The organism is Photobacterium indicum (assembly GCF_003026215.1).
Lineage (GTDB): Bacteria > Pseudomonadota > Gammaproteobacteria > Enterobacterales > Vibrionaceae > Photobacterium > Photobacterium indicum.
Genome location: NZ_PYOC01000009.1, coordinates 153,196 through 172,643, shown reverse-complemented (window position 1 = coordinate 172,643; position 19,448 = coordinate 153,196). Strand labels below are relative to the sequence as shown.

The window sequence follows — 19,448 nt, the reverse complement described above, 5'->3', positions numbered from 1 at the left end:
TGGCTGTAAAGTAAAAAGGTCAGCATATGCTGACCTTAATAGTGGTATTTTTTAGTTTATGATGTGTTGCTGGTTTTAGAGTTTAAATCGGTGTACCAGTGTATTTTGCTGATTGGCAAGTTCATCAAGTTTAGAGCTGGCCTCTGCCACTTCTTCCATTGAGCTAAAGTTTGCATCGGCAATATGACTGATGTCTTCAAGGCTGCGTGCGATAGAACCTGTAGTACATTGCTGTTCTTCAGATGCTTGAGCTATTTGCGCACTCATCTGACTGATTTCCATGATAAGCGCTTGAATTTCTTCCATTGCACCATTGGCATCAGAGGCTTGTGTAATACTGCTTGTCATTTCAGTTACGCAAGTTTGCATGACGCTAACCGCTTGTCCCGAACTAGATTGTAAACTTTGAATCATCTTTTCAATTTCAGACGTTGAATCAGTGGTGCGTTTAGCCAGCACTCTGACTTCATCGGCGACGACTGCAAAACCTCGCCCTTGATCACCAGCTCGTGCTGCTTCGATTGCCGCATTCAATGCAAGTAAATTGGTTTGATCGGCAATGTTTCGGATCACATCAAGAATTGAACCGATATTACTACTCATTTCTTGTAATTTAGAGACAGCAAGAACGGATTCATCTAAACGGTCTGAAAGTTGGTGTGCGGTGTGAATGTTTTTGCTCATCACATCACGACCGACTTCAGATGCTTTTTCTACTGCGTGTACGCGCTCCATCGATTGCTGTGCACTTAACGATACATCGGTAACAGATTGCTCCATCTCGGTCATGGCCGTTGCAACAGATGCTGTTTGCTGACGTTGTTCATTCAACCTGTGTTTTGCTTCTGTTGTGGTTGTTTGGTTCTCTGCTGCAACCTTTGTTAACCCTTCCGATGCCTGGCTTAGTTTACTGAGTATTTCTTGTAAATTATCAGCCAGCGTATTGATGTGGTGGCTTAATTTATCGAATTCAATAAAAGTATTGCCGTTGATTCGCTGGGTCATATCACCATTGGTTAAGGCTTCTAATGTTTTTAACGTTGATACAAGAGGTTTACGAACACAACCAGCAAGATACCAACCAATGAATATGGCCAGCAATGATACACAGATGCCGATTAAAATAGAGTTGGTATAGCCATGGCTGTAGGTATTATTGGCACTTTCTATGGCTGAATCCATTTGCGAATTCGCAAGCGTTCTGAAGTTATCAAGTAACACCATTGCTTGATCAATTTCAGCGGCTAGCACTGCAATATTGTCGTATAGACGATTTCTTGCTTCTATATATTCATAGTGCTGATCAAGTACTCCACCTTTTTGCCCAATATCTAGCGTGTATTGAGCGACGGTTTTATCAAAAATGCGTTTTACTTCCGGTAATTGGGATGTAAGAGCTCGATATGATTGGCCAAGGTGGTTAACGAATTTTCTGTTATTTTTAAGCGCCTTTTCAATTTTAGCGATATCTTCAGTTGCGAGGGCATCTGATGTGATCGTCTCCGTTTTAGCTAGCTGATTAAAGTAACTCATTGCGATCATTTTTACGGAAAGATTATCTTGATCAGCAATGTATTCTTTCATACGAACATTGAGTTCAGTGTGTAGCTGTTGAAAGCGGCGCGTGGATTGTTGGCGTTCTTCTTGGGCGAGTAATTGAACACGATAGTTGTTCATTGCACTGTGTGCTTCGTTGAAGTAACGCTCTTCTAATGCCGAGAGGTCTTCAAGGTAAGCATTTAACGTTGGGTTGCCTTTTGCCACTTTAGCAAGTTGCTCTCTTGCTTGTACAAACGCGTCTTGGGCTTGAGTAAAGTTAGTATCATAGGTTTGCATCCGAGTGGGATCTTGCGTGGTAAGGTAGTCCTTAAAAATTTTATCGGCAGCTAGCAGACTGACACTTGTTTGGTTTGTAGTGGAAACAAGTGGGAGTGCATTGGTCGTAACAGATTCAAGTTGTTGATGAATGCGGCTTGTTCCATCAAGCATCAGAACAATGGTGGCAATAAGTAGTGCGACCATTAGCGCAAACCCAGCATATATTCGTTGTATCACTGAGGTTTGTTTTTTTGATTTCATAATATCCCTAAAGAGTATATTTCAAGGTGAGCATTCAATGCTGACTCACAACGTTAATTTAGAATGAGGCTTTATTAATTACATTGTATGAACTTGTCTGTATTGGCTTTTCATCATTCTTGCTGCTGAATTTTCAATCACTGAAGTAAGTCGTTAAAAACAAGGGGAAATCGACCTTTCATTACTCTATCAGTCTTTTTAAGAACGTTATTATCATCCTTGATAATAAGTAATTGATTGAACGCATACTTTGACGGCTGCATCAAAAAAAAAATTATTTGATGCAAATTTCACTGGTAAATACGTTTAAAACAGTGTCCAATATTGCCCTGTGCGTTTTACTCAAGCATACTGATGACGTTAGTTTTAATCTAAACGGAGCTTGATATGGCAGAAGAAACTATCTTCAGTAAAATTATTCGCAAAGAAATTCCAGCAGATGTCTTGTATCAAGATGATTTGGTCACGGCTTTTCGTGATATCAATCCACGAGCACCTAGCCATATCTTAATTATTCCTAATAAGCTTATTCCTACAGTGAATGATGTAGAAGCTGATGATGAAGTAATGATGGGGCGCATGTTTACTGTTGCACGCAAGCTAGCAGAGAAAGAGGGTGTTGCAGAAAATGGTTACCGTTTAATTGTGAATTGTAACCCACATGGTGGACAAGAAGTTTACCATGTTCATATGCATTTACTGGGCGGTCGCCCATTAGGGCCGATGTTAGTCGGGTAAATGTAATATCTGGGCCACTTTAGGAGCAGCATATGCCTTTAAGTGGCTTTGGTAGATTTTGGTCTGTTTGATGATTCAATATAAACAGGCCTAGGTGCAACTAAAGAATAACACTGTTGTCTATTTTACGGTTTGTTGTGTATTGGTCGTTTAACTAACGATAAACCAGTAAAGGGGGAGAACAGTGATTCTGTTTTTATATTGCAAAACTTGGGTATATTAGCGAGTCTTTTTCGTTTTAATCGAAACAGGGCTAGTATTCTAATATCTCAGGATTTTTCATAGGATGTGGTTATCAAATTCATGTTTAAACATGCCACAGTAGTGCTGCTTTCTTTCAGTTTGATGGCCTGTGCTAACTTATCTACTCAGAATTTATTTAGCCATTATAGTGCTGCAAATGCTGATTCGCACTTGGCGCTTGAGCAAGGTTTATATAGTAAAGCTGTTGATGCACTACCCGATGCTCCAGCAGGGGATATTCTTGATGGCATGGAGCGCGGTCGAATAAGTTTTGTTGCTCAGCAATACCCAACCAGTTTTGGTGCTTTTCAGCGTGCCGATATGGCAGTGAAAGAGCAGCAACGCCAAGCAACTATTCAGGTTTCGGAAGGCTTGAATCAGGCGGGAGCTTTGTTAACAAACGATAATATGATCACCTATGAGCCTGCCGATTATGAGCTGGGCTTTTTACACCTTTATTTAGCATTGAATTATCTTGAGCAAAAAAAGCTTGAAGGCGCCTTAATTGAAGTTCGTCGTGCCAATCAGGTGCAAGAAGCGGCACGTAAGCAGCGTGAGACACAATTAAAGAGTGCAGAAAAAGAAGTACAGAAAAAAGGCATTAGCAATAATGTTGGCGCTGTACTCGCTCGTTACCCTGATGCAGGAAAAAAGCTTGGGCAGGTGCAAAATGGTTACTTATTCTATTTGTCAGGGGTGTTGTATGAAGCCGATGGCAATTTGAACGACGCCTATATTGATTACAAGCGTGCTTTTGCCGTTGCACCGAATAATACCTTTATAGCAAATACTGTTTTACGTGTAGCAACCGCTTTGAATATGACAAACGATTTACCGACCTTGCAAGCACGTTATGGCAAGTATGAAAAGCCAGTGCAAGGCAATGGTCGTGTTGTTATTTTTGATGAGCAAGGTGTGGTACAAGCGCTTGATAATTGGCGGTTGCCATTGTGGTTACCTGATAGCCGTGGTGATGGTGCGATATACAATTTAGCATTGCCATATTATTCGAATAAACCAGTTAAACGTTTTACACCGTTAAAGTTAGACAACCAGCCAGTGAATGGCGGGCAAGTCACGAGCGTGAACGATATGGCAAAAAATAGCTTAAACGAAGCACTACCCGCCATTGTTGTTCGACAATCATTACGCGTATTGGCTAAAAATGAAGTACGTAAAACAGCATCAAGTAAAGGAAATGATGTTGGCAATATTTTAGCCAATATCTTTAATACCTTAACAGAGCAACCAGATACCCGAAGTTGGCAGTCGTTACCTGCAAATGTGGATATCTATCATAAGGACTTAAGTGCTGGAGCGCATAACTTAAGTTGGAATGGACAGCAATTGAATGTCGATGTGAAAGCTAATCGAACAACCATGGTTTGGGTGTCTCGGCAAGGTAATCAGATTAGCTGGTGGTCGACGCTATTAGGAGGAATCTAATGAAATATTTATCCATATTGTTATTCGCTTTCGCACTCACTGCCTGTAGTACAACTACATCGGGCATCAGTATTGAAAGTAGTAACCAAAATGTCGTTATTGGTAATTCATCACTGGCGAATCGCTTATCCATTGAACGTGCAACAGTTGGTCATAATAATGGCTTAATGAAAGCAGGCGTACCTGTAACAAGCAAAATCAGTAGTGATTTAGAGCTACAATATCGTTTTTACTGGTATGACGGTCAAGGCTTAGAGATCAGTGGTAGTGATTCACCTTGGCGCCAGTTTGTCTTACACGGCAAAGACACCATGACATTGCAAGCAATGGCAAGAAGCCTAGAAGCCAAGCAATACCGTATTTATATTCGAGAAGCTAGTTATTAATTACAACCATTGAAGGTAAGAAAATGAAAAAAAGCATTATTGCTGTATTGGGTGTCGCTGTTTTATTAGGTGGTTGTGCGCAAAAGGTTAGCTATGGCGATGCGCAGCAGGCAGAAACAACAACGATTGAGTTTGGTTCAACTGATCTGCAGAAGATTGCAGAAGAGATGACAGATAGCATGCTAGCTTCTGGCTCTGTTGCGGCGATTACCGGTGCGAATCAGCGTCCAATTATCGTTGTTGATAGCATCAAAAACAAAACCAGTGAGCACATTGATACCGAATCTGTAACCGATTCGATCAGTACACGTTTACTTAACTCTGGTAAGTTCCGTTTTGTTGATATGACGCGTGTTGAAGCAGTACGTAAGCAACTTAACTTTCAAAATGATGACGAGCTAGTGAACCAAAGCACTGCGATTCAGTTTGGTCAAATGGTTGGTGCTCAGTACATGTTGTACGGCAATCTATCAAGCATTGTGAAGCAAGCGGGTAGCGATAAAGATGTTTACTACAAAATGACAATGCGTCTAATGGATCTGAAAACAGGTCTTATTGAGTGGGCAGATGAAACTGAGATCCGTAAGCAAGAAGCAAAAAGCTTTCTTGGTTGGTAATATCAGTTAATTCACATCAGTGATAAATGATTTAGGTTATTGCTTGTTCGTTTTGTCGGTCGATATCAATGAGCAGGAATAACCTAATTTTATTAGAAAGGTACTAGTTAAAAAGGTACTAAGTGGAATCATTCGATCAATCAGTGCTTAGTGCTCTAGCCAATGTTGAATTTATTACAGCAAGGCCGCTTTCTGGCGGTCTTAGTAATCGATGTTGGTTACTTGAATTACGGCATCATATCCCGCTACACAAACCTGACTCGTCTTCACGTTCTACATCTCAGCTAGTTAGCTCAACAGCTCGTCAGTATGTCTGGCGCCCGAATGCGGCGTCATCCCGTGCTTTTGGGGTGTCTCGTCAACACGAATACCAAATACTGTCATTAATTCAGTCTCAGCATGTCGCTCCTGCACCGTATCGGTTATTAGAGAGCGGCCTATTAGTTGAATGGGTTGTTGGGCAGGTTGTTGAGGAAGAACAAACTGAGCCTACCGGTAATACAAAAAAAACTCCGCTGTTATCTGATGACGATTTAATGGCTTTGCAAGCGAGGGTGCATCAACTCCCAGTGCCTGATTGGCGGTTAGATGTAAAATCCAAACTTGAACATTATTGGCAGTTCATACCTGAACATGTAAAAACGCCTCTTCTTCAGTCTGTATATGCTGATTTCCAAAATAAAGCATTGCCAATTGGCTTTGCTGATACATGTTGCCATCATGATTTAGGCCGTTACAACATTATTCAAACAGAAGATGGTGGGTATAAGATCATTGATTGGGAGTATGCCGCGGCTGGTGACCCATCATTAGATCTTGCGTTAACCATTAATGCCAACGGGCTCGATCCTTTTATGGCTGTTAATGCATATTGTTCAGCGCTTCAGATAACAGGCACTCAGGCATGGCATAAAGCGGTAGCATTGTGGCAACCGTGGTGTGAATTTTTGACTTTATTGTGGTTTCTTGTCGGGGCTGAACTTTGGCAGGACGAGACATACACTGAACAAGCATTGCAGCTGCTTACTGCGCTTACCGTATAATAACGATTGCTTATTGAATCAATTCTCTCTGAATCGAGTATCTAGAGCTTACTTGGGTATATAGTTTATATATCAATTGAGCTGGGTATTATCTACGAATGACTAAAGATCGAACCCGATGGGTGTGTTGTTCCGTTATGATTATATTGCTTACTGGGTGTACGCTACGGCTTGGCTACAATACATTGAATTTTTGGGTTACCTATTACCTTGCAGATTATGTCAGCCTTAACTCAACGCAAGAACGTACATTTGAAAGAAACCTCGATATCGCTTTGGTGATTCACCGCACCAAAGAGCTGCCTAAATTCCACCGCTTAATTGATGAACTGCAAGCTGACTTGGCTAAACCGCTTAGCTTTAATCAAATTCGCGGCTACTATTTAAAGTTCACGGAGGCTGGTAAAGAGTCTACGAGTGTTTTATCTAAACCTTTTGCTGTAATGATTCAATCGCTCAGTGCAAGTCAAATTAATGAGTTAAATCAGAATTTAGAGAAAAAAATAGAGCAGGTAATAGCAAAAAGAAAGAAATTATCACTCAAGGAAAAAATAGTTATACGGCGTGATAAATTACAAGATGCCACCCGTGGTTGGATAGGCTCTTTGTCTAATAAACAAAAAGCGATATTACTTGAATTGACTGAATATCAGGTTGAAATGGAGCCTATATTCTTTTCAATATGGCGTGATTTTCTTCGTGATTGGAAAGAACTAATAAAAAATCGAGATAATCCAGATTTCGAATCTAAACTGAATGTGTTATTACAGCAGTTGATCGCTTTCGAAAATGCCAGTGTACAACTTGATATTAATGTTTATTTAACGAGGCGCTTCGATGTATTACGTCGATTAAATCATACTCTAAGTAGTAAACAGACACGTTATTTGAATAGTAGGCTGGTTGATATGCGAAAAGATATCGCTATGTTGATCAATGAAAAATGATGTTTTTGCAAACGGAGTCATAGTTTTCAATTTCAGCCTTTTAAACCTTATAAAACATGGTAGATTAAATTATTGTAACGAAAAAATGCATAATTACACACCATATGGTGATGTTTTGTTAAGAGCAAGAGGGAGAAAATATGATTATTTATCTGCACGGCTTTGATTCAAATAGCCCAGGTAATCACGAGAAAGTGTTACAACTGCAATTCATTGACCCTGATGTTCGTTTCGTTAACTACAGTACTTTGCATCCTAAGCATGATATGCAGCATTTAATTAAGGAAGTGCATAAACTCATAGAAGAGTCAGACGATACTACGCCATTGATTTGTGGGGTTGGGCTAGGTGGATATTGGGCTGAGCGAATTGGTTTTTTATGCGGCATTAAGCAGGTTATTTTTAACCCAAACCTAAACCCTAGCGTCAATATGGAAGGGAGGATCGATCGCCCTGAAGAATATATCGATATCGGTACTAAGTGTGTTACCGATTTTCGTGAAAAAAATGCAGGTAATTGCCTCTGTGTACTTTCAACTAATGATGAAGTGTTAGATAATCAGCTCACAAGTGATGCGCTCAGTGATTTCTATAAAATCATTTGGGATGAGACACAAAATCATAAATTTAAAAAGATCTCGCAGCATCTACAAGCTATAAAAGCGTTTAAAGAATAGTCTTAAGCCCTCCTACACCTCAGACGGATCACAGATCCGTCTGCCAGATTTAGTCAGTCTGTATATCCAAAAAAATTCTATAAAATAAAGAGGAAGTTATTGTGACGCGTATTATCGTTGTAGGCGGTGGCGCTGGTGGTCTAGAGCTTGCTACAAAGCTTGGAAGAACACTAGGTCGTAAAGGGCGCGCTCAAGTCACATTAGTTGATCGTAAAGCCAGCCATTTATGGAAACCGCTTTTGCACGAAGTTGCAACAGGTTCCATGGATGCCGGTGTTGATGCTTTAAGTTACCGTGCTCATGCAAAAAATCATCATTTCGACTTTCAGATGGGTAGTTTGAAAGAGATTGATCGTGAAAATAAGGTGATAAAGTTAGCTGAGCTCCATGATGAGCACAACGAACTGCTAATGCCAGAACGTAATCTTGATTACGATATTTTGGTTATGGCGATTGGATCTACATCCAATGACTTTAACACTCCAGGTGTAAAAGATAACTGTATTTTCCTTGATAGTCCGGAGCAAGCACATCGTTTCCGTACTGAAATGAATAACCAATTTTTGAAGCTTCATGCGAATAAAGAATTAAAAACAGTCGATATTGCGATTGTTGGTGCTGGAGCAACAGGCGTTGAGCTATCTGCTGAACTGCATAATGCTGTTGCTGAATTGCGTACATATGGCTTTGGTGATTTAGACAGTTCACGTTTGAACGTCAATCTTATTGAAGCTGGTGAGCGTATTCTACCTGCATTACCGCCACGTATTTCATCTGCAGCTCACAGCGAATTAACCAAATTGGGCGTGAATGTTCGCACCATGACAATGGTGACAAAAGCTGATTCTACTGGCCTAACAACTAAAGATGGTGAACACATTCCAGCGCATATAATGGTATGGGCTGCAGGTATTAAAGCACCTGATTTCATGAAGGATATTGCAGGGCTAGAAACTAACCGTATTAATCAGTTAGTGGTTAAGCCAACGTTACAGACAACGCGTGATGACGACATTTACGCAATTGGTGATCTTGCATCATGTGTGCAAGAAGATGGTAGTTTTGTACCGCCACGCGCGCAGGCTGCACACCAAATGGCAAGTCGTTGTTTCTCTAATATTGTCGCTAAAATTACAAACCGCGAGCAAAAACCTTATATATACAGTGATCATGGTTCACTGGTATCACTGAGTCGTTTTTCTACCGTTGGTAGCTTGATGGGTAACCTGACGAAAGGTTCGATGATGGTAGAAGGGCGCATTGCACGTATCGTGTATATCTCTCTATATCGCATGCATTTAGTCGCGCTTCATGGTGTATTTAAAACCAGTTTGATGATGTTGGTTGGCCGTATTAACCGTGTACTTCGTCCTAACTTAAAACTGCACTAATCGCGCTTTTATAACGTATTGATTTAAATAAAAATGCCAGCCTTGTTATAACAAAGCTGGCATTTTTTATGCTGTTTCAGTCATGCCGATTCAATAATAGCAACCTAAATAAGTTGCCTATCACTCTGATCGTCGATATTTGTTTAGATTCACATTAGTTAATCTTGAATAATTCCACATCAAATATCAACACCGAACCAGGAGGAATACTGCCAGCGCCACCGTTGCCATATGCTAATTCTGACGGGATGAAAAAGCGTGTTTTCTCGCCCACAACCATCAGCTGCACACCTTCCGTCCAACCTTTGATTACTTGATTCAAACCAAAAGAAATTGTTTTGCCGCGATCAACAGAACTATCAAATACCGAACCATTAATTAATGTGCCGTGGTAGTGAACGGTTACTTTATCTGAAGCTTTAGGGTGTTCCGTTCCCGTACCTTCTTGTAAAACTAAGTACTGAAGACCTGAATTTGTTGTTTTTACACCGTCTTTGAGTTTATTTTCTGCTAGAAACTCCTGACCTATTCTGATGTTTTCGCCTGCTGCTTGTTTGTTGCTGTAAGAACGCTGTACAAAGAAGATCACTAAGCCAATAAGGGCAATGGTAACAATAATTTTAAACACGGTGTTTTCCTAACGGTTAGATTTTAAATAAGTTTACTGTAATTAAACTTGGAAATGTACTGGTTTAGCGTGGAAACAGATCTTCAGGAATCAAAGAATATACAAGCCCATTTTGGGTTTTTCCATGAGTAAATATTCGGTTTCTTGCTTCACATTCAAACTGTGCATTACAGGCAATGGCTGTTTTTTTGCTTGGATAGTTATCTGGGTGAACGATGATTTCTAATCGTGTTAACCCTAAAGTCATAAAAGCAAACTGGGCGAGTGCTAAACAGGCTTCTGATGCGATACCTTGGCGGTGGTATGACGTCCGTACCCAGTAACCAAGGTTGGCAGAATTACACATAGGAATTAATGCACTGATAGAAACACTACCAACAAAGGTATCGTCAAAACGGTCAAAAATAGCAAGTTCATAGCTCATGTCTGTTTGCCAGCTTAACCGGCTAGACGCAATCCATTCATGGGCGTCGTGCTGATCGTAATAGGGCGTGCACCACTCAAGCCAAGGGCTTAATTGTTCGGTCGATTCTTGAACAGCAGTAAGATGAGCGAGTAAATCGACAGTTTTAAAAGGACGTAAAATTAATCGCTGAGTTGATAGCTCAAAGTCCATTTTCATTATAATTGTTTACCTACTCTTTTCTATGGTGTGATAAAACGAGGTGTTCTATCGAAGCATAGCATTGAATTAGCGCAACATTATGATCTACTATTTACCTAGAATGGTATAAAAAGCCCCCGCAGTGCGAGGGCTAGTTGGTAGTATAATTTAGCTTCCTACTCGGCGTACTTGAATAATAATGCCTAGTAGTGGGTTATCTAAGTAATGTATTTCGCCACTGCGCATGCGGCGCTGTTGTGATAATCGATAAGGCTTCAAAAACTCTTCAACCTTAATGTTCTTTTTCACTTCTTGTAGGTGACCAATTTGAACATTACTGTTTACGTCAATGCCATTTTCTGTGGCAGTATCAGTATTCATCGCATTCTGTTCATTAACAATGCTTTCAAGTAATGGCTTCGTCATAATAACTTCACGACGACTTGGCTCTCGTAAATCGAGGTTGGCATCTAAAAATAAATAATGCTGAACATAAACTTGTAGCATTCCGTTTAATTGATATAGCGAATCTGAGCTTGCATCGGCATCTACATCGTTATTGGAATTTGATAGCAGAGATGTGCTGTTATCTGTTACGACAGAAATGCCAGCATTGTTGGTATCACTGTCAATTGAAATGGCGTTCGTAGGTTGTTCAACATCCTTTTTTGAGCGGCCATCAGGTAAAAACTGCTCAGAAAAATCACGCCCCGCTGTGATATATAACTTAGGTGCATTAGCCTGATTCTGATCACCTTGGCGCCATGCAATGTGTGCAAGAGGCGTAAAGCCAGCGTGTTTTTTAAGTTTGTTATACTGGGTATCAAGTGCATATTGGCTAGACGGTAGAATAGTTACCCCTTTCGCTTTTAATGCTGCGGTATCTTCTAAAGATAGAGCGCCTTGCATATCAACTTGTTTGAGTTGTTCGGGCCAAGATTCGTTAACCTGTTCAGGGTTAATGTTTCGCTTGAATAGAATAACTTCTACATCAAACTGTCTCGCCGCAAATGATGGCCAACTAACGGCCAGAAGAAGCAAATAAATCAGTTTTTTCAAGGTAATCTCCGCACTTCAGTGCTTGTATTTCCAATTCATACAAACGGCTGATTTAGTAAAGTCAGCCGTTTGGTTTGTATGTTTTGGATTATATTGTGTTTTCTGATAATTGGGTTAGTAGCTGGTCCACAAACTTGATGCGTTCTTTGCGATCTGTCATTGGTGCCATGACTTTTAGTTTGGTTGGACCTTCCATACGGTAATGTTGAGGCTTTGATTGCAGTAAACCGACGAGAAAAACAGGGTTAATGGCGGCATCTTGTTCAAATTCAAGATATCCACCTTTTTCACCCGCCTCAATACGACGAATACCGACTGCAGCTGCTTTTAATTTTAAATTGTTTACCGTTAGCAAGTTGGTTGTTGCTTCAGGTAATAGACCAAACCGATCAATCAGTTCGACTTTTAAATCGTTTAAATCTTGCTCATCAATCGCACTGGCAATACGTTTGTACAATGATAAGCGCATGTTGATATCTGGAATGTAATCATCAGGCAGTAACGCGGGTAAACGTAGCTCTACTTCCGTCTGCTTACGTAGCAGATCATCAAGTGATGACTCTTTACCTTCTTTCAATGCTTCAACCGCTTGCTCTAGCATTTCCATGAATAGTGAAAACCCAATGGATTGAATTTGCCCACTTTGTTCGTCACCTAATAATTCACCGGCACCACGAATTTCAAGGTCATGCGTTGCGAGTGTGAACCCTGCACCAAGATCTTCCAGTGATTCGATGGCCTCTAAACGTTTGACTGCATCTTTCGTCATACGCTTTTTGTGTGGTGTTAATAAATAGGCGTAGGCTTGGTGGTGCGATCGTCCAACACGCCCTCGAAGTTGGTGTAGCTGTGCTAAACCAAGGTTGTCTGCACGATTCATGATGATCGTATTTGCTGTCGGAATATCAATACCGGTTTCGATTATGGTTGTACAGACGAGCAGGTTGAAGCGCTGATGATAAAAATCGCCCATCACTTTTTCGAGCTCACGTTCCCGCATTTGCCCATGGGCAAAAGTGATACGCGCTTCTGGGATCAGCTTGGCTAATTCATCGGTGGTTTTCTCTATACTATCGACTTCATTGTGCAGGAAGTAAACTTGACCACCACGTGTTATTTCACGTAATACTGCTTCACGAACAATGGCGTCGTCTCGTTCTCGTACAAAGGTTTTAATGGCTAAGCGACGTGCAGGCGGTGTTGCAATGATAGATAGATCACGCATTCCACTCATTGCCATATTGAGCGTACGAGGGATCGGTGTTGCTGTTAGAGTCAAAATATCAATATCAGCACGAATGGCTTTAATTTTCTCTTTTTGACGTACCCCAAAGCGGTGTTCTTCATCAACAACTAACAAGCCTAAATCATGGTATTTGACTGATGCGTTAAGCAATTTATGTGTGCCGATGAGGATATCAATTTTGCCATCTTCGGCATCAAGCATAACTTGTTTTTGTTCTTTGGCTGTTTTGAAACGAGAAAGCACTTCAACACGCACAGGCGTATTGGCAAAACGATCGCGGAAGTTTTCAAAATGCTGCTGTGCCAACAATGTTGTGGGCACCAATACCGTGACTTGCTTGTTGTTATCAATAGCAACAAATGCAGCACGCATAGCAACTTCTGTTTTACCAAAGCCAACGTCACCACACACAAGGCGATCCATGGCTCTAGGCTGACACATGTCTGAAAGTACGGAATTAATCGCTAAGGCTTGATCGTGGGTCTCTTCAAAAGGGAAGCCACTACAGAAATCAGCATAGGATTCTCGATCTAACGTGAATTTAAAGCCAGGTTTTAGTTCTCGCTTTGCGTAAACATCGAGTAATTCTGCTGCTACATCGCGTACTTTTTCAGCGGCTTTTTTACGTGCTTTTACCCATGCTTCACCACCCAGTTTATGCAACGGCGCACTTTCATCAGCCCCGCCGGAGTAACGGCTAATCAGGTGTAACGATGCAACAGGTACATAGAGCTTTGCGCCAGCATGGTATTCAAGCATGACATATTCGGTTGTTATACCACCGGCTTCTAATGTTTGCAGACCTTGATAGCGACCAATACCATGATCGATGTGTACTACGGGCTGGCCGATTTGTAATTCAGCCAAGTTACGAATAATGGTATCGGCATTGACACTTTTTTTCTCATCACGACGACGGCGTTGATTAACGCGCTCACCGAGTAAATCACTTTCACAAATAAACGCGACAGAAGGCGATTCAAGAATAAAGCCTTGCTCTGCAGCACCAATAACCAGCGTGTAATCACTTGGTGCTTTAATGGCTTCTTCTAGGTTTGCGCACACCATTGGGCGCATTTTTATACGCGCTAATAGATCGAGTAGTGCTTCACGTCGGCCTTCAGATGCAACGGAAAAGACAACTTTGCCTTTGAATTGCTCGGTAAAACGACGCAGGGCTGCAAAAGGTTCTTTAAGTTGCTGGTTAATGATTATTTCTGGTATTGGCGTTAACGTCGGGTTGTAGCGACCTGCTTTATCGGGTTCGTTTTCATTACGAATCCGAACTTGCGGTAACGTTTTAAAACCGCGGAACATCTCATCTTTTGTTAGCCATAATTCTTTGGGTTCTAGCAAAGGACGCAATGGGTCAACACGACGTTGATCAAAGCGATAGTCTGCATCTGCCAAGAAATGGTCAACGGAAGGCTCTAATTCCCCTAATGTTACTAATAAGGTTTCATCAGGTAAATAATCGAAGAGTGTTTCAGTTTTCTCAAAAAACAGCGGCTGCCAATACTCAATACCAGCAGGCCAAGTGCGTTTGCTCACTTGCTGATAGATAGATTCGGGTTCACGGCGAGCTTCAAAACGTTCACGCCAACGCATCCGGAAATTTTCGATTGCAATTTCATCGGTTGGAAACTCGTGAGCGGGTAATAAATTGATGCTATCAATTTCACCGGTTGAACGCTGATTTTCAGGGTCGAACTGACGAATGGAGTCGACTTCGTCATCGAAAAAGTCAATTCGATAGGGTTGATTGCTGCCCATTGGGAATAGGTCGAGTAATGAACCTCGGCTGGCATATTCGCCATGTTCCATTACTTGTTCGGCATGGCGATAGCCAGATGCTTCTAGCTGTAAACGAAGCTTATCAAGTGATAGGCGATCACCATTACGTACAATTAAAGCATGCTTGCGAAGGTAATCACGGGGTGTTAAACGCTGCAATAAGGTACTAATAGGCACCAGAATAATGCCATCAGACTGAGTGGGTAACTTGTATAAACGCGCCAGACGATCAGACGTAATATCTTGGTGTGGCGAGAAGTTATCGTATGGCAGTGTTTCCCAATCAGGAAATACGTTCACGTCGACAGACGTGAACTGACTAATTTCTGGTTGTAGGCGCAGCGCTGTTTGCGTATCAGGCACAACAGCAAGGACAGGGCCTTGATGTGCGTGAGACAGTTCAGCGACAGACAGTGCCAAAGCAGCACCAGATAGGTTACCAATGAAACGGTTATCCCCTTTTTTACTCGGCAGGGGCAGTGAGAGTAATGATAATGCTTTCATGTGATTAACTTATGATTCTGTTCGCTGTTGGGCGCGTATGCGCAGTAATTTTTGCTGAATATGCAAAGCAGCACGGATCAGAAGATCACGGTCATCTTCTTGTAAACGGTTATAGCGCAGAGTGATCTCATATTGAGTTTGCTTTTCATCTGAGTCGTCTTCATGCACTTTAGTTCCACATGCTGTTACGTTTGCATAACAGTATATTGCAGCGGGTGGCTGCTCAAGAAACAGCTTTACTCTAACAGATGTGCCAACAGTAAAAGGAGAACCTGAAACAAAGGTAAGCTGACTAGCACCAAAACTGTCGGTAATATAACGAAAATTAGGGTTATCTTGTTGAGATAATACAAAAGAAAGCAGTAAATTTATTTTACTGTTTTGGGCTGCAAGGTAAGTCAGTAATGCTTTACTGTCTTCTTTACCAAACCCCTTAAGCGTGCGCTCTGCACTTTCTTCTAAACCGCTGCACTCGCTGGCGACACGAAATAAAGGGGGGATTTCCTGAATAAACGTTTGTTCATCAGGCAAGCACTCATCGCTAGCCAGAGGTTCTACGTTTATGGTTAGCCCTGTATGGACTGAAAAATATTCGTCCTGTTCCATGTCGCTCTCGTTATTAATTAACATTCGCAACTATTCCCTGTATTACAGGTCGAACAGCTATGCGAGTGTTAGTATTTATTCATAATTACTCGATTATTACTTAGGTATTGCATTCGAGCAAGTAAACACATCTGACTGTACGTTTTTTACTCTCTGTTTTTACATTAGTTTTACGTTGTTGCATGGTAATCAAAGGCAGCAACGGGTATTCTTTCTTTACTCTAGACAAGGGATGGTTTCTCTAACCTATGTTTCATCCAGTATCTTTCTTTATCGGTCTACGCTATCTGCGTGGTCGTTCAGGTGACCGATTCAGTCGCTTTGTATCATATATGTCCACTGCAGGTATCACCATTGGTGTGCTGTCTTTAGTGACTGTACTTTCCGTTATGAATGGCTTTGAGCAACAACTAAAAGACCGAATTTTAGGTGTTTTACCTCAAGCTGTTATTTCTCAAGATGATGGGCGCATGCCTGTATCAGATACCGCCCCCCAATCATTGCAACAATTATCCCATGTTACTCATGTTACGCCGATCACCCGCGGTGAAGCGGTACTGCAAAGTGCATCGTCTTTAGCGGCTGGTAATATGATAGGGATTGATCCTAGTTATTTTGAGCCTATAGCAATGCACATGACGGTAGGAAAACTAGATAACCTAGTACCGGGTAGCTATCGGGTTATTATTGGTCAAGCGTTAGCCAATCAGCTTGGGGTGCAAGTGGGTGATAAAATTCGCCTTATGGTAACCAGTGCGAGCCAGTACACACCATTAGGGCGTATTCCTAGCCAACGTAACTTTACTATTGAAGGTTTCTTCGACACGGGCTCTGATGTTGATAAGCAACTTATTCTTACCAATATGCAAGACGCAGGAAAATTACTTCGTTATAAAGCTGATCAAATGACGGGGTGGCGATTATTCCTCGATGATCCTTTTGCTGTGACTGAACTTGCTCAAGTACCTATGCCGAATGATTGGCAATGGTCTGATTGGCGAGAACAACGCGGTGAGCTGTTTCAAGCCGTTAAAATGGAAAAGAATATGATGGGCTTAATGCTTGGGCTGATCATTGGTGTCGCTGCATTTAACATCATTTCAGCCCTGATTATGGTGGTGATGGAGAAGCAAGCAGAAGTCGCCATTTTAAAAACCCAAGGTATGACTAACCGCCAAGTGCTGATGGTATTTATGGTTCAAGGTGCAAGTAGTGGTGTTATTGGTGCCGTGAGTGGTGGTGTGCTAGGCATATTACTGGCGGCGAATTTGAACACGGTTATGTCCGTTTTTGGTGTGCAATATCTTATGGCGGGTGGGTCTCTACCAGTCGTAATTGAACCGTTACAGGTTATATTTGTTATTTTAGGTGCTATTTTGTTAAGTCTTATTGCCACTATTTTCCCTTCTTATCGTGCGGCATCTGTTCGTCCTGCTGAGGCATTGCGTTATGAGTAATTCGTTATTAGTTTGTCATGGTTTACGTAAAATCTATCGCGAAGCTCAGCTTGAAACTGAAGTGTTGAAAGGGGTGAGCTTTGCCATTGAATCCAATGAATTAGTCGCAATTGTTGGCTCTTCAGGCTCAGGAAAAAGCACGTTATTACACTTACTAGGTGCACTTGATGAACCCAGTGACGGTGATGTGTTTTTTAAAGGTCAGAAATTGAATTCGATGAGCGCGAATAAACAAGCGAAAATTCGAAATCAGGAAATAGGATTTGTTTATCAGTTTCATCATTTGCTTGCCGATTTTAGTGCGATGGAAAATGTCGCCATGCCACTATTAATCGGCGGCATGGCTACAGATAAAGCTGAGTCAAAAGCAAAATCTATTTTAGACATGGTTGGTCTTAGTCACCGCTATGAGCACCGACCTTCCGAATTGAGTGGTGGTGAACGTCAACGTGTTGCCTTTGCTCGTGCATTAGTCAATAACCCATCAATTGTATTGGCTGACGAACCTACGGGTAACCTAGATCATAAAACGGCACTCGAAATCTATGATCTAATGTGTAAGTTAAATAAAGAGTCGGGTACGGCCTTTTTAGTGGTTACTCATGATAATGAATTAGCGGCGAAGCTAGATCGTTGTATGCATATGCAAGACGGTAACTTGGTTCAGGTTGAGGTAGTTTAATGTTTCGACCTTTATCTCTTTATATCGGTAGCCGTTTTAGCCGAGCGAAACAACGAAACCGCATGGTATCGTTCATTTCAATCTCTTCTATTTTGGGTATCGCTGTTGGTGTCGCTGTCATTATCATTGGGTTATCGGCAATGAATGGCTTTGAACGTGAATTACAAAACCGCGTATTAGCGGTTATTCCTCATGGTGAACTAGAAGCAGTCAAAGCCCCTTTGAACGATTGGCAGCCCATACTTGAAACGGTGAAAAAACATCCGCGAGTAACGGGTGCGGCGCCGTATGTTTCATTTACTGCTTTACTTGAAAAAGGCATTAATCTAAAAGCGGTAGAAGTGCGTGGCGTAAAACCTGAAGATGAAATACAAGTCAGTGCGTTACCACAGTATGTAAAAGATAATGCTTGGCAGAATTTTGCTGCGGGGAATAAGCAGATTATCTTAGGGCAAGGTGTTGCTCAAAAATTGCAGATCGGCGTGGGAGATTGGATTACAGCGATGATCCCTAATTCCGACCCAGAGAAAAAGCTCCGTTCACCACATCGTATTCGTTTACAAGTGTCTGGATTATTAGCACTTGGTGGTCAGATTGATCATAACTTTGCGATTATACCGTTAGCTGATGCTCAGCAGTATTTATCGATGGGCGAGGGAGTCTCGGGAATTTCGTTGAATGTCGATAATGTGCTTGATGCTCAATCTATTGTTAGAGAAGTCGGCTTTACCTTGCCTGTGTACGTCTATTTAAAAAGTTGGACACAGAAATATGGCTACTTGTATCGAGACATTCAGATGGTGCGCACCATTATGTATTTGGTGATGATACTTGTGATTGGTGTTGCCTGCTTTAATATTATCTCAACCTTGATGATGTCTGTAAAAGATCGAGCGCCAGACATTGCGATTCTTCGAACAATGGGGGCCACTGATGGTCTGGTGAAATCCATCTTCATTTGGCATGGCTTATTATCCGGTGTTGTCGGTAGCCTTGTTGGGTCGATTATTGGTTCTTTAGTGGCAGTAAACCTGACGAGCTTGGTTAAAGGGCTCGAAACGCTGATCGGACACCAGTTTTTATCAGGTGACATCTACTTTGTGGATTTTTTACCAACCGAGTTGGCGATTAATGATGTTGTAGTTGTTGCTATAACGGCCATTATTTTAAGTTTACTAGCGACCTGGTACCCCGCACGCAGGGCAAGCGCCTTACAACCAGCATTGGTGTTGAGCGCTAAGTAACATATTGTTTTAGCTCGTAATACTTATCTAGGTTGCTATGAGTAAAAAACCGTCATT

Annotated in this window: 17 protein-coding genes; 11 read left to right on the top strand and 6 right to left on the bottom strand. The window is 41.5% G+C overall.

The features are described from left to right. Nucleotides 1–75: 75 nt before the first annotated feature. Nucleotides 76–2,079, bottom strand: coding sequence for a methyl-accepting chemotaxis protein (locus C9J47_RS20405; protein ID WP_107255142.1), 2,004 nt, complete (start codon nucleotides 2,077–2,079; stop codon nucleotides 76–78). 387 nt (nucleotides 2,080–2,466) lie between these two features. On the opposite strand from C9J47_RS20405, the gene hinT reads away from it, so the two are divergent. The 8 genes from hinT to C9J47_RS20365 all read left to right on the top strand — a co-directional run bounded on the left by hinT (nucleotide 2,467) and on the right by C9J47_RS20365 (nucleotide 9,567). After that, nucleotides 2,467–2,817: a purine nucleoside phosphoramidase gene (gene hinT / locus C9J47_RS20400; protein WP_107255141.1), complete on the top strand. Its 351-nt coding sequence runs from the start codon at nucleotides 2,467–2,469 to the stop codon at nucleotides 2,815–2,817. A 303-nt stretch (nucleotides 2,818–3,120) separates the two neighbouring features. Then, a complete protein-coding gene (locus tag C9J47_RS20395; RefSeq protein ID WP_107255140.1) occupies nucleotides 3,121–4,506 on the top strand; it encodes a COG3014 family protein in 1,386 nt (461 codons plus the stop codon). Further along, nucleotides 4,506–4,892, top strand: a complete 387-nt coding sequence (locus C9J47_RS20390; RefSeq protein WP_107242768.1) for a YcfL family putative periplasmic lipoprotein — start codon at nucleotides 4,506–4,508, stop codon at nucleotides 4,890–4,892. Before C9J47_RS20395 ends, C9J47_RS20390 begins: the two co-directional genes overlap by 1 nt. A gap of 23 nt (nucleotides 4,893–4,915) precedes the next feature. After that, nucleotides 4,916–5,509, top strand: coding sequence for a penicillin-binding protein activator LpoB (gene lpoB, locus C9J47_RS20385; RefSeq protein ID WP_006233552.1), 594 nt, complete (start codon nucleotides 4,916–4,918; stop codon nucleotides 5,507–5,509). A 122-nt stretch (nucleotides 5,510–5,631) separates the two neighbouring features. Further along, nucleotides 5,632–6,552: a phosphotransferase gene (locus tag C9J47_RS20380; protein ID WP_107255139.1), complete on the top strand. Its 921-nt coding sequence runs from the start codon at nucleotides 5,632–5,634 to the stop codon at nucleotides 6,550–6,552. A gap of 137 nt (nucleotides 6,553–6,689) precedes the next feature. Further along, the gene (locus C9J47_RS20375; protein WP_245903552.1) at nucleotides 6,690–7,499 is read left to right on the top strand and encodes a DUF6279 family lipoprotein; all 810 of its coding nucleotides are present in this window, start codon (nucleotides 6,690–6,692) and stop codon (nucleotides 7,497–7,499) included. 140 nt (nucleotides 7,500–7,639) lie between these two features. After that, the gene (ycfP, locus tag C9J47_RS20370; RefSeq protein ID WP_107255138.1) at nucleotides 7,640–8,176 is read left to right on the top strand and encodes an alpha/beta hydrolase YcfP; all 537 of its coding nucleotides are present in this window, start codon (nucleotides 7,640–7,642) and stop codon (nucleotides 8,174–8,176) included. 101 nt (nucleotides 8,177–8,277) lie between these two features. Next, nucleotides 8,278–9,567 (top strand): NAD(P)/FAD-dependent oxidoreductase, encoded by a 1,290-nt coding sequence (locus C9J47_RS20365; protein WP_107255137.1) that lies wholly within the window; start codon nucleotides 8,278–8,280, stop codon nucleotides 9,565–9,567. A 154-nt stretch (nucleotides 9,568–9,721) separates the two neighbouring features. Here the strand turns inward: C9J47_RS20365 and bamJ are convergent, their stop codons facing one another. The 5 genes from bamJ to C9J47_RS20340 all read right to left on the bottom strand — a co-directional run bounded on the left by bamJ (nucleotide 9,722) and on the right by C9J47_RS20340 (nucleotide 16,008). Next, nucleotides 9,722–10,195 carry a BamJ family beta-barrel-assembly machinery protein gene (gene bamJ / locus C9J47_RS20360; RefSeq protein WP_107255136.1) on the bottom strand — a complete coding sequence of 158 codons (474 nt, stop codon included), beginning with the start codon at nucleotides 10,193–10,195 and terminating at the stop codon, nucleotides 9,722–9,724. 64 nt (nucleotides 10,196–10,259) lie between these two features. Next, nucleotides 10,260–10,817, bottom strand: coding sequence for a GNAT family N-acetyltransferase (locus C9J47_RS20355; RefSeq protein WP_107255135.1), 558 nt, complete (start codon nucleotides 10,815–10,817; stop codon nucleotides 10,260–10,262). Between the two features lie 150 nt (nucleotides 10,818–10,967). After that, a complete protein-coding gene (locus tag C9J47_RS20350) occupies nucleotides 10,968–11,858 on the bottom strand; it encodes a peptidoglycan binding protein CsiV (protein ID WP_107255134.1) in 891 nt (296 codons plus the stop codon). Between the two features lie 88 nt (nucleotides 11,859–11,946). Beyond that, nucleotides 11,947–15,402: a transcription-repair coupling factor gene (mfd, locus tag C9J47_RS20345; protein WP_107255133.1), complete on the bottom strand. Its 3,456-nt coding sequence runs from the start codon at nucleotides 15,400–15,402 to the stop codon at nucleotides 11,947–11,949. A 9-nt stretch (nucleotides 15,403–15,411) separates the two neighbouring features. Next, nucleotides 15,412–16,008, bottom strand: coding sequence for a PilZ domain-containing protein (locus tag C9J47_RS20340; RefSeq protein ID WP_107255172.1), 597 nt, complete (start codon nucleotides 16,006–16,008; stop codon nucleotides 15,412–15,414). Nucleotides 16,009–16,256: 248 nt separating this feature from the next. Between C9J47_RS20340 and lolC the strand changes: the two genes are divergently transcribed. Genes lolC through lolE form a run of 3 tightly spaced genes read left to right on the top strand, consistent with a single transcriptional unit; the run spans nucleotide 16,257 to nucleotide 19,391 of the window. Next, nucleotides 16,257–17,465, top strand: coding sequence for a lipoprotein-releasing ABC transporter permease subunit LolC (lolC, locus tag C9J47_RS20335; RefSeq protein WP_107255132.1), 1,209 nt, complete (start codon nucleotides 16,257–16,259; stop codon nucleotides 17,463–17,465). Further along, nucleotides 17,458–18,147, top strand: a complete 690-nt coding sequence (gene lolD, locus C9J47_RS20330) for a lipoprotein-releasing ABC transporter ATP-binding protein LolD (protein WP_107255131.1) — start codon at nucleotides 17,458–17,460, stop codon at nucleotides 18,145–18,147. The genes lolC and lolD overlap by 8 nt, the downstream gene beginning before the upstream one ends. Then, nucleotides 18,147–19,391, top strand: coding sequence for a lipoprotein-releasing ABC transporter permease subunit LolE (lolE, locus tag C9J47_RS20325; protein ID WP_107255130.1), 1,245 nt, complete (start codon nucleotides 18,147–18,149; stop codon nucleotides 19,389–19,391). The genes lolD and lolE overlap by 1 nt, the downstream gene beginning before the upstream one ends. Nucleotides 19,392–19,448: the final 57 nt, after the last annotated feature.

Coding starts and splice junctions, on each gene's coding strand:
- C9J47_RS20405 (WP_107255142.1), bottom strand. CDS start 2,079: ATGAAATCAAAAAAACAAACCTCAGTGATACAACGAATATATGCTGGG.
- hinT (WP_107255141.1), top strand. CDS start 2,467: ATGGCAGAAGAAACTATCTTCAGTAAAATTATTCGCAAAGAAATTCCA.
- C9J47_RS20395 (WP_107255140.1), top strand. CDS start 3,121: ATGTTTAAACATGCCACAGTAGTGCTGCTTTCTTTCAGTTTGATGGCC.
- C9J47_RS20390 (WP_107242768.1), top strand. CDS start 4,506: ATGAAATATTTATCCATATTGTTATTCGCTTTCGCACTCACTGCCTGT.
- lpoB (WP_006233552.1), top strand. CDS start 4,916: ATGAAAAAAAGCATTATTGCTGTATTGGGTGTCGCTGTTTTATTAGGT.
- C9J47_RS20375 (WP_245903552.1), top strand. CDS start 6,690: ATGATTATATTGCTTACTGGGTGTACGCTACGGCTTGGCTACAATACA.
- ycfP (WP_107255138.1), top strand. CDS start 7,640: ATGATTATTTATCTGCACGGCTTTGATTCAAATAGCCCAGGTAATCAC.
- C9J47_RS20355 (WP_107255135.1), bottom strand. CDS start 10,817: ATGAAAATGGACTTTGAGCTATCAACTCAGCGATTAATTTTACGTCCT.
- mfd (WP_107255133.1), bottom strand. CDS start 15,402: ATGAAAGCATTATCATTACTCTCACTGCCCCTGCCGAGTAAAAAAGGG.
- C9J47_RS20340 (WP_107255172.1), bottom strand. CDS start 16,008: ATGGAACAGGACGAATATTTTTCAGTCCATACAGGGCTAACCATAAAC.
- lolC (WP_107255132.1), top strand. CDS start 16,257: ATGTTTCATCCAGTATCTTTCTTTATCGGTCTACGCTATCTGCGTGGT.
- lolD (WP_107255131.1), top strand. CDS start 17,458: ATGAGTAATTCGTTATTAGTTTGTCATGGTTTACGTAAAATCTATCGC.
- lolE (WP_107255130.1), top strand. CDS start 18,147: ATGTTTCGACCTTTATCTCTTTATATCGGTAGCCGTTTTAGCCGAGCG.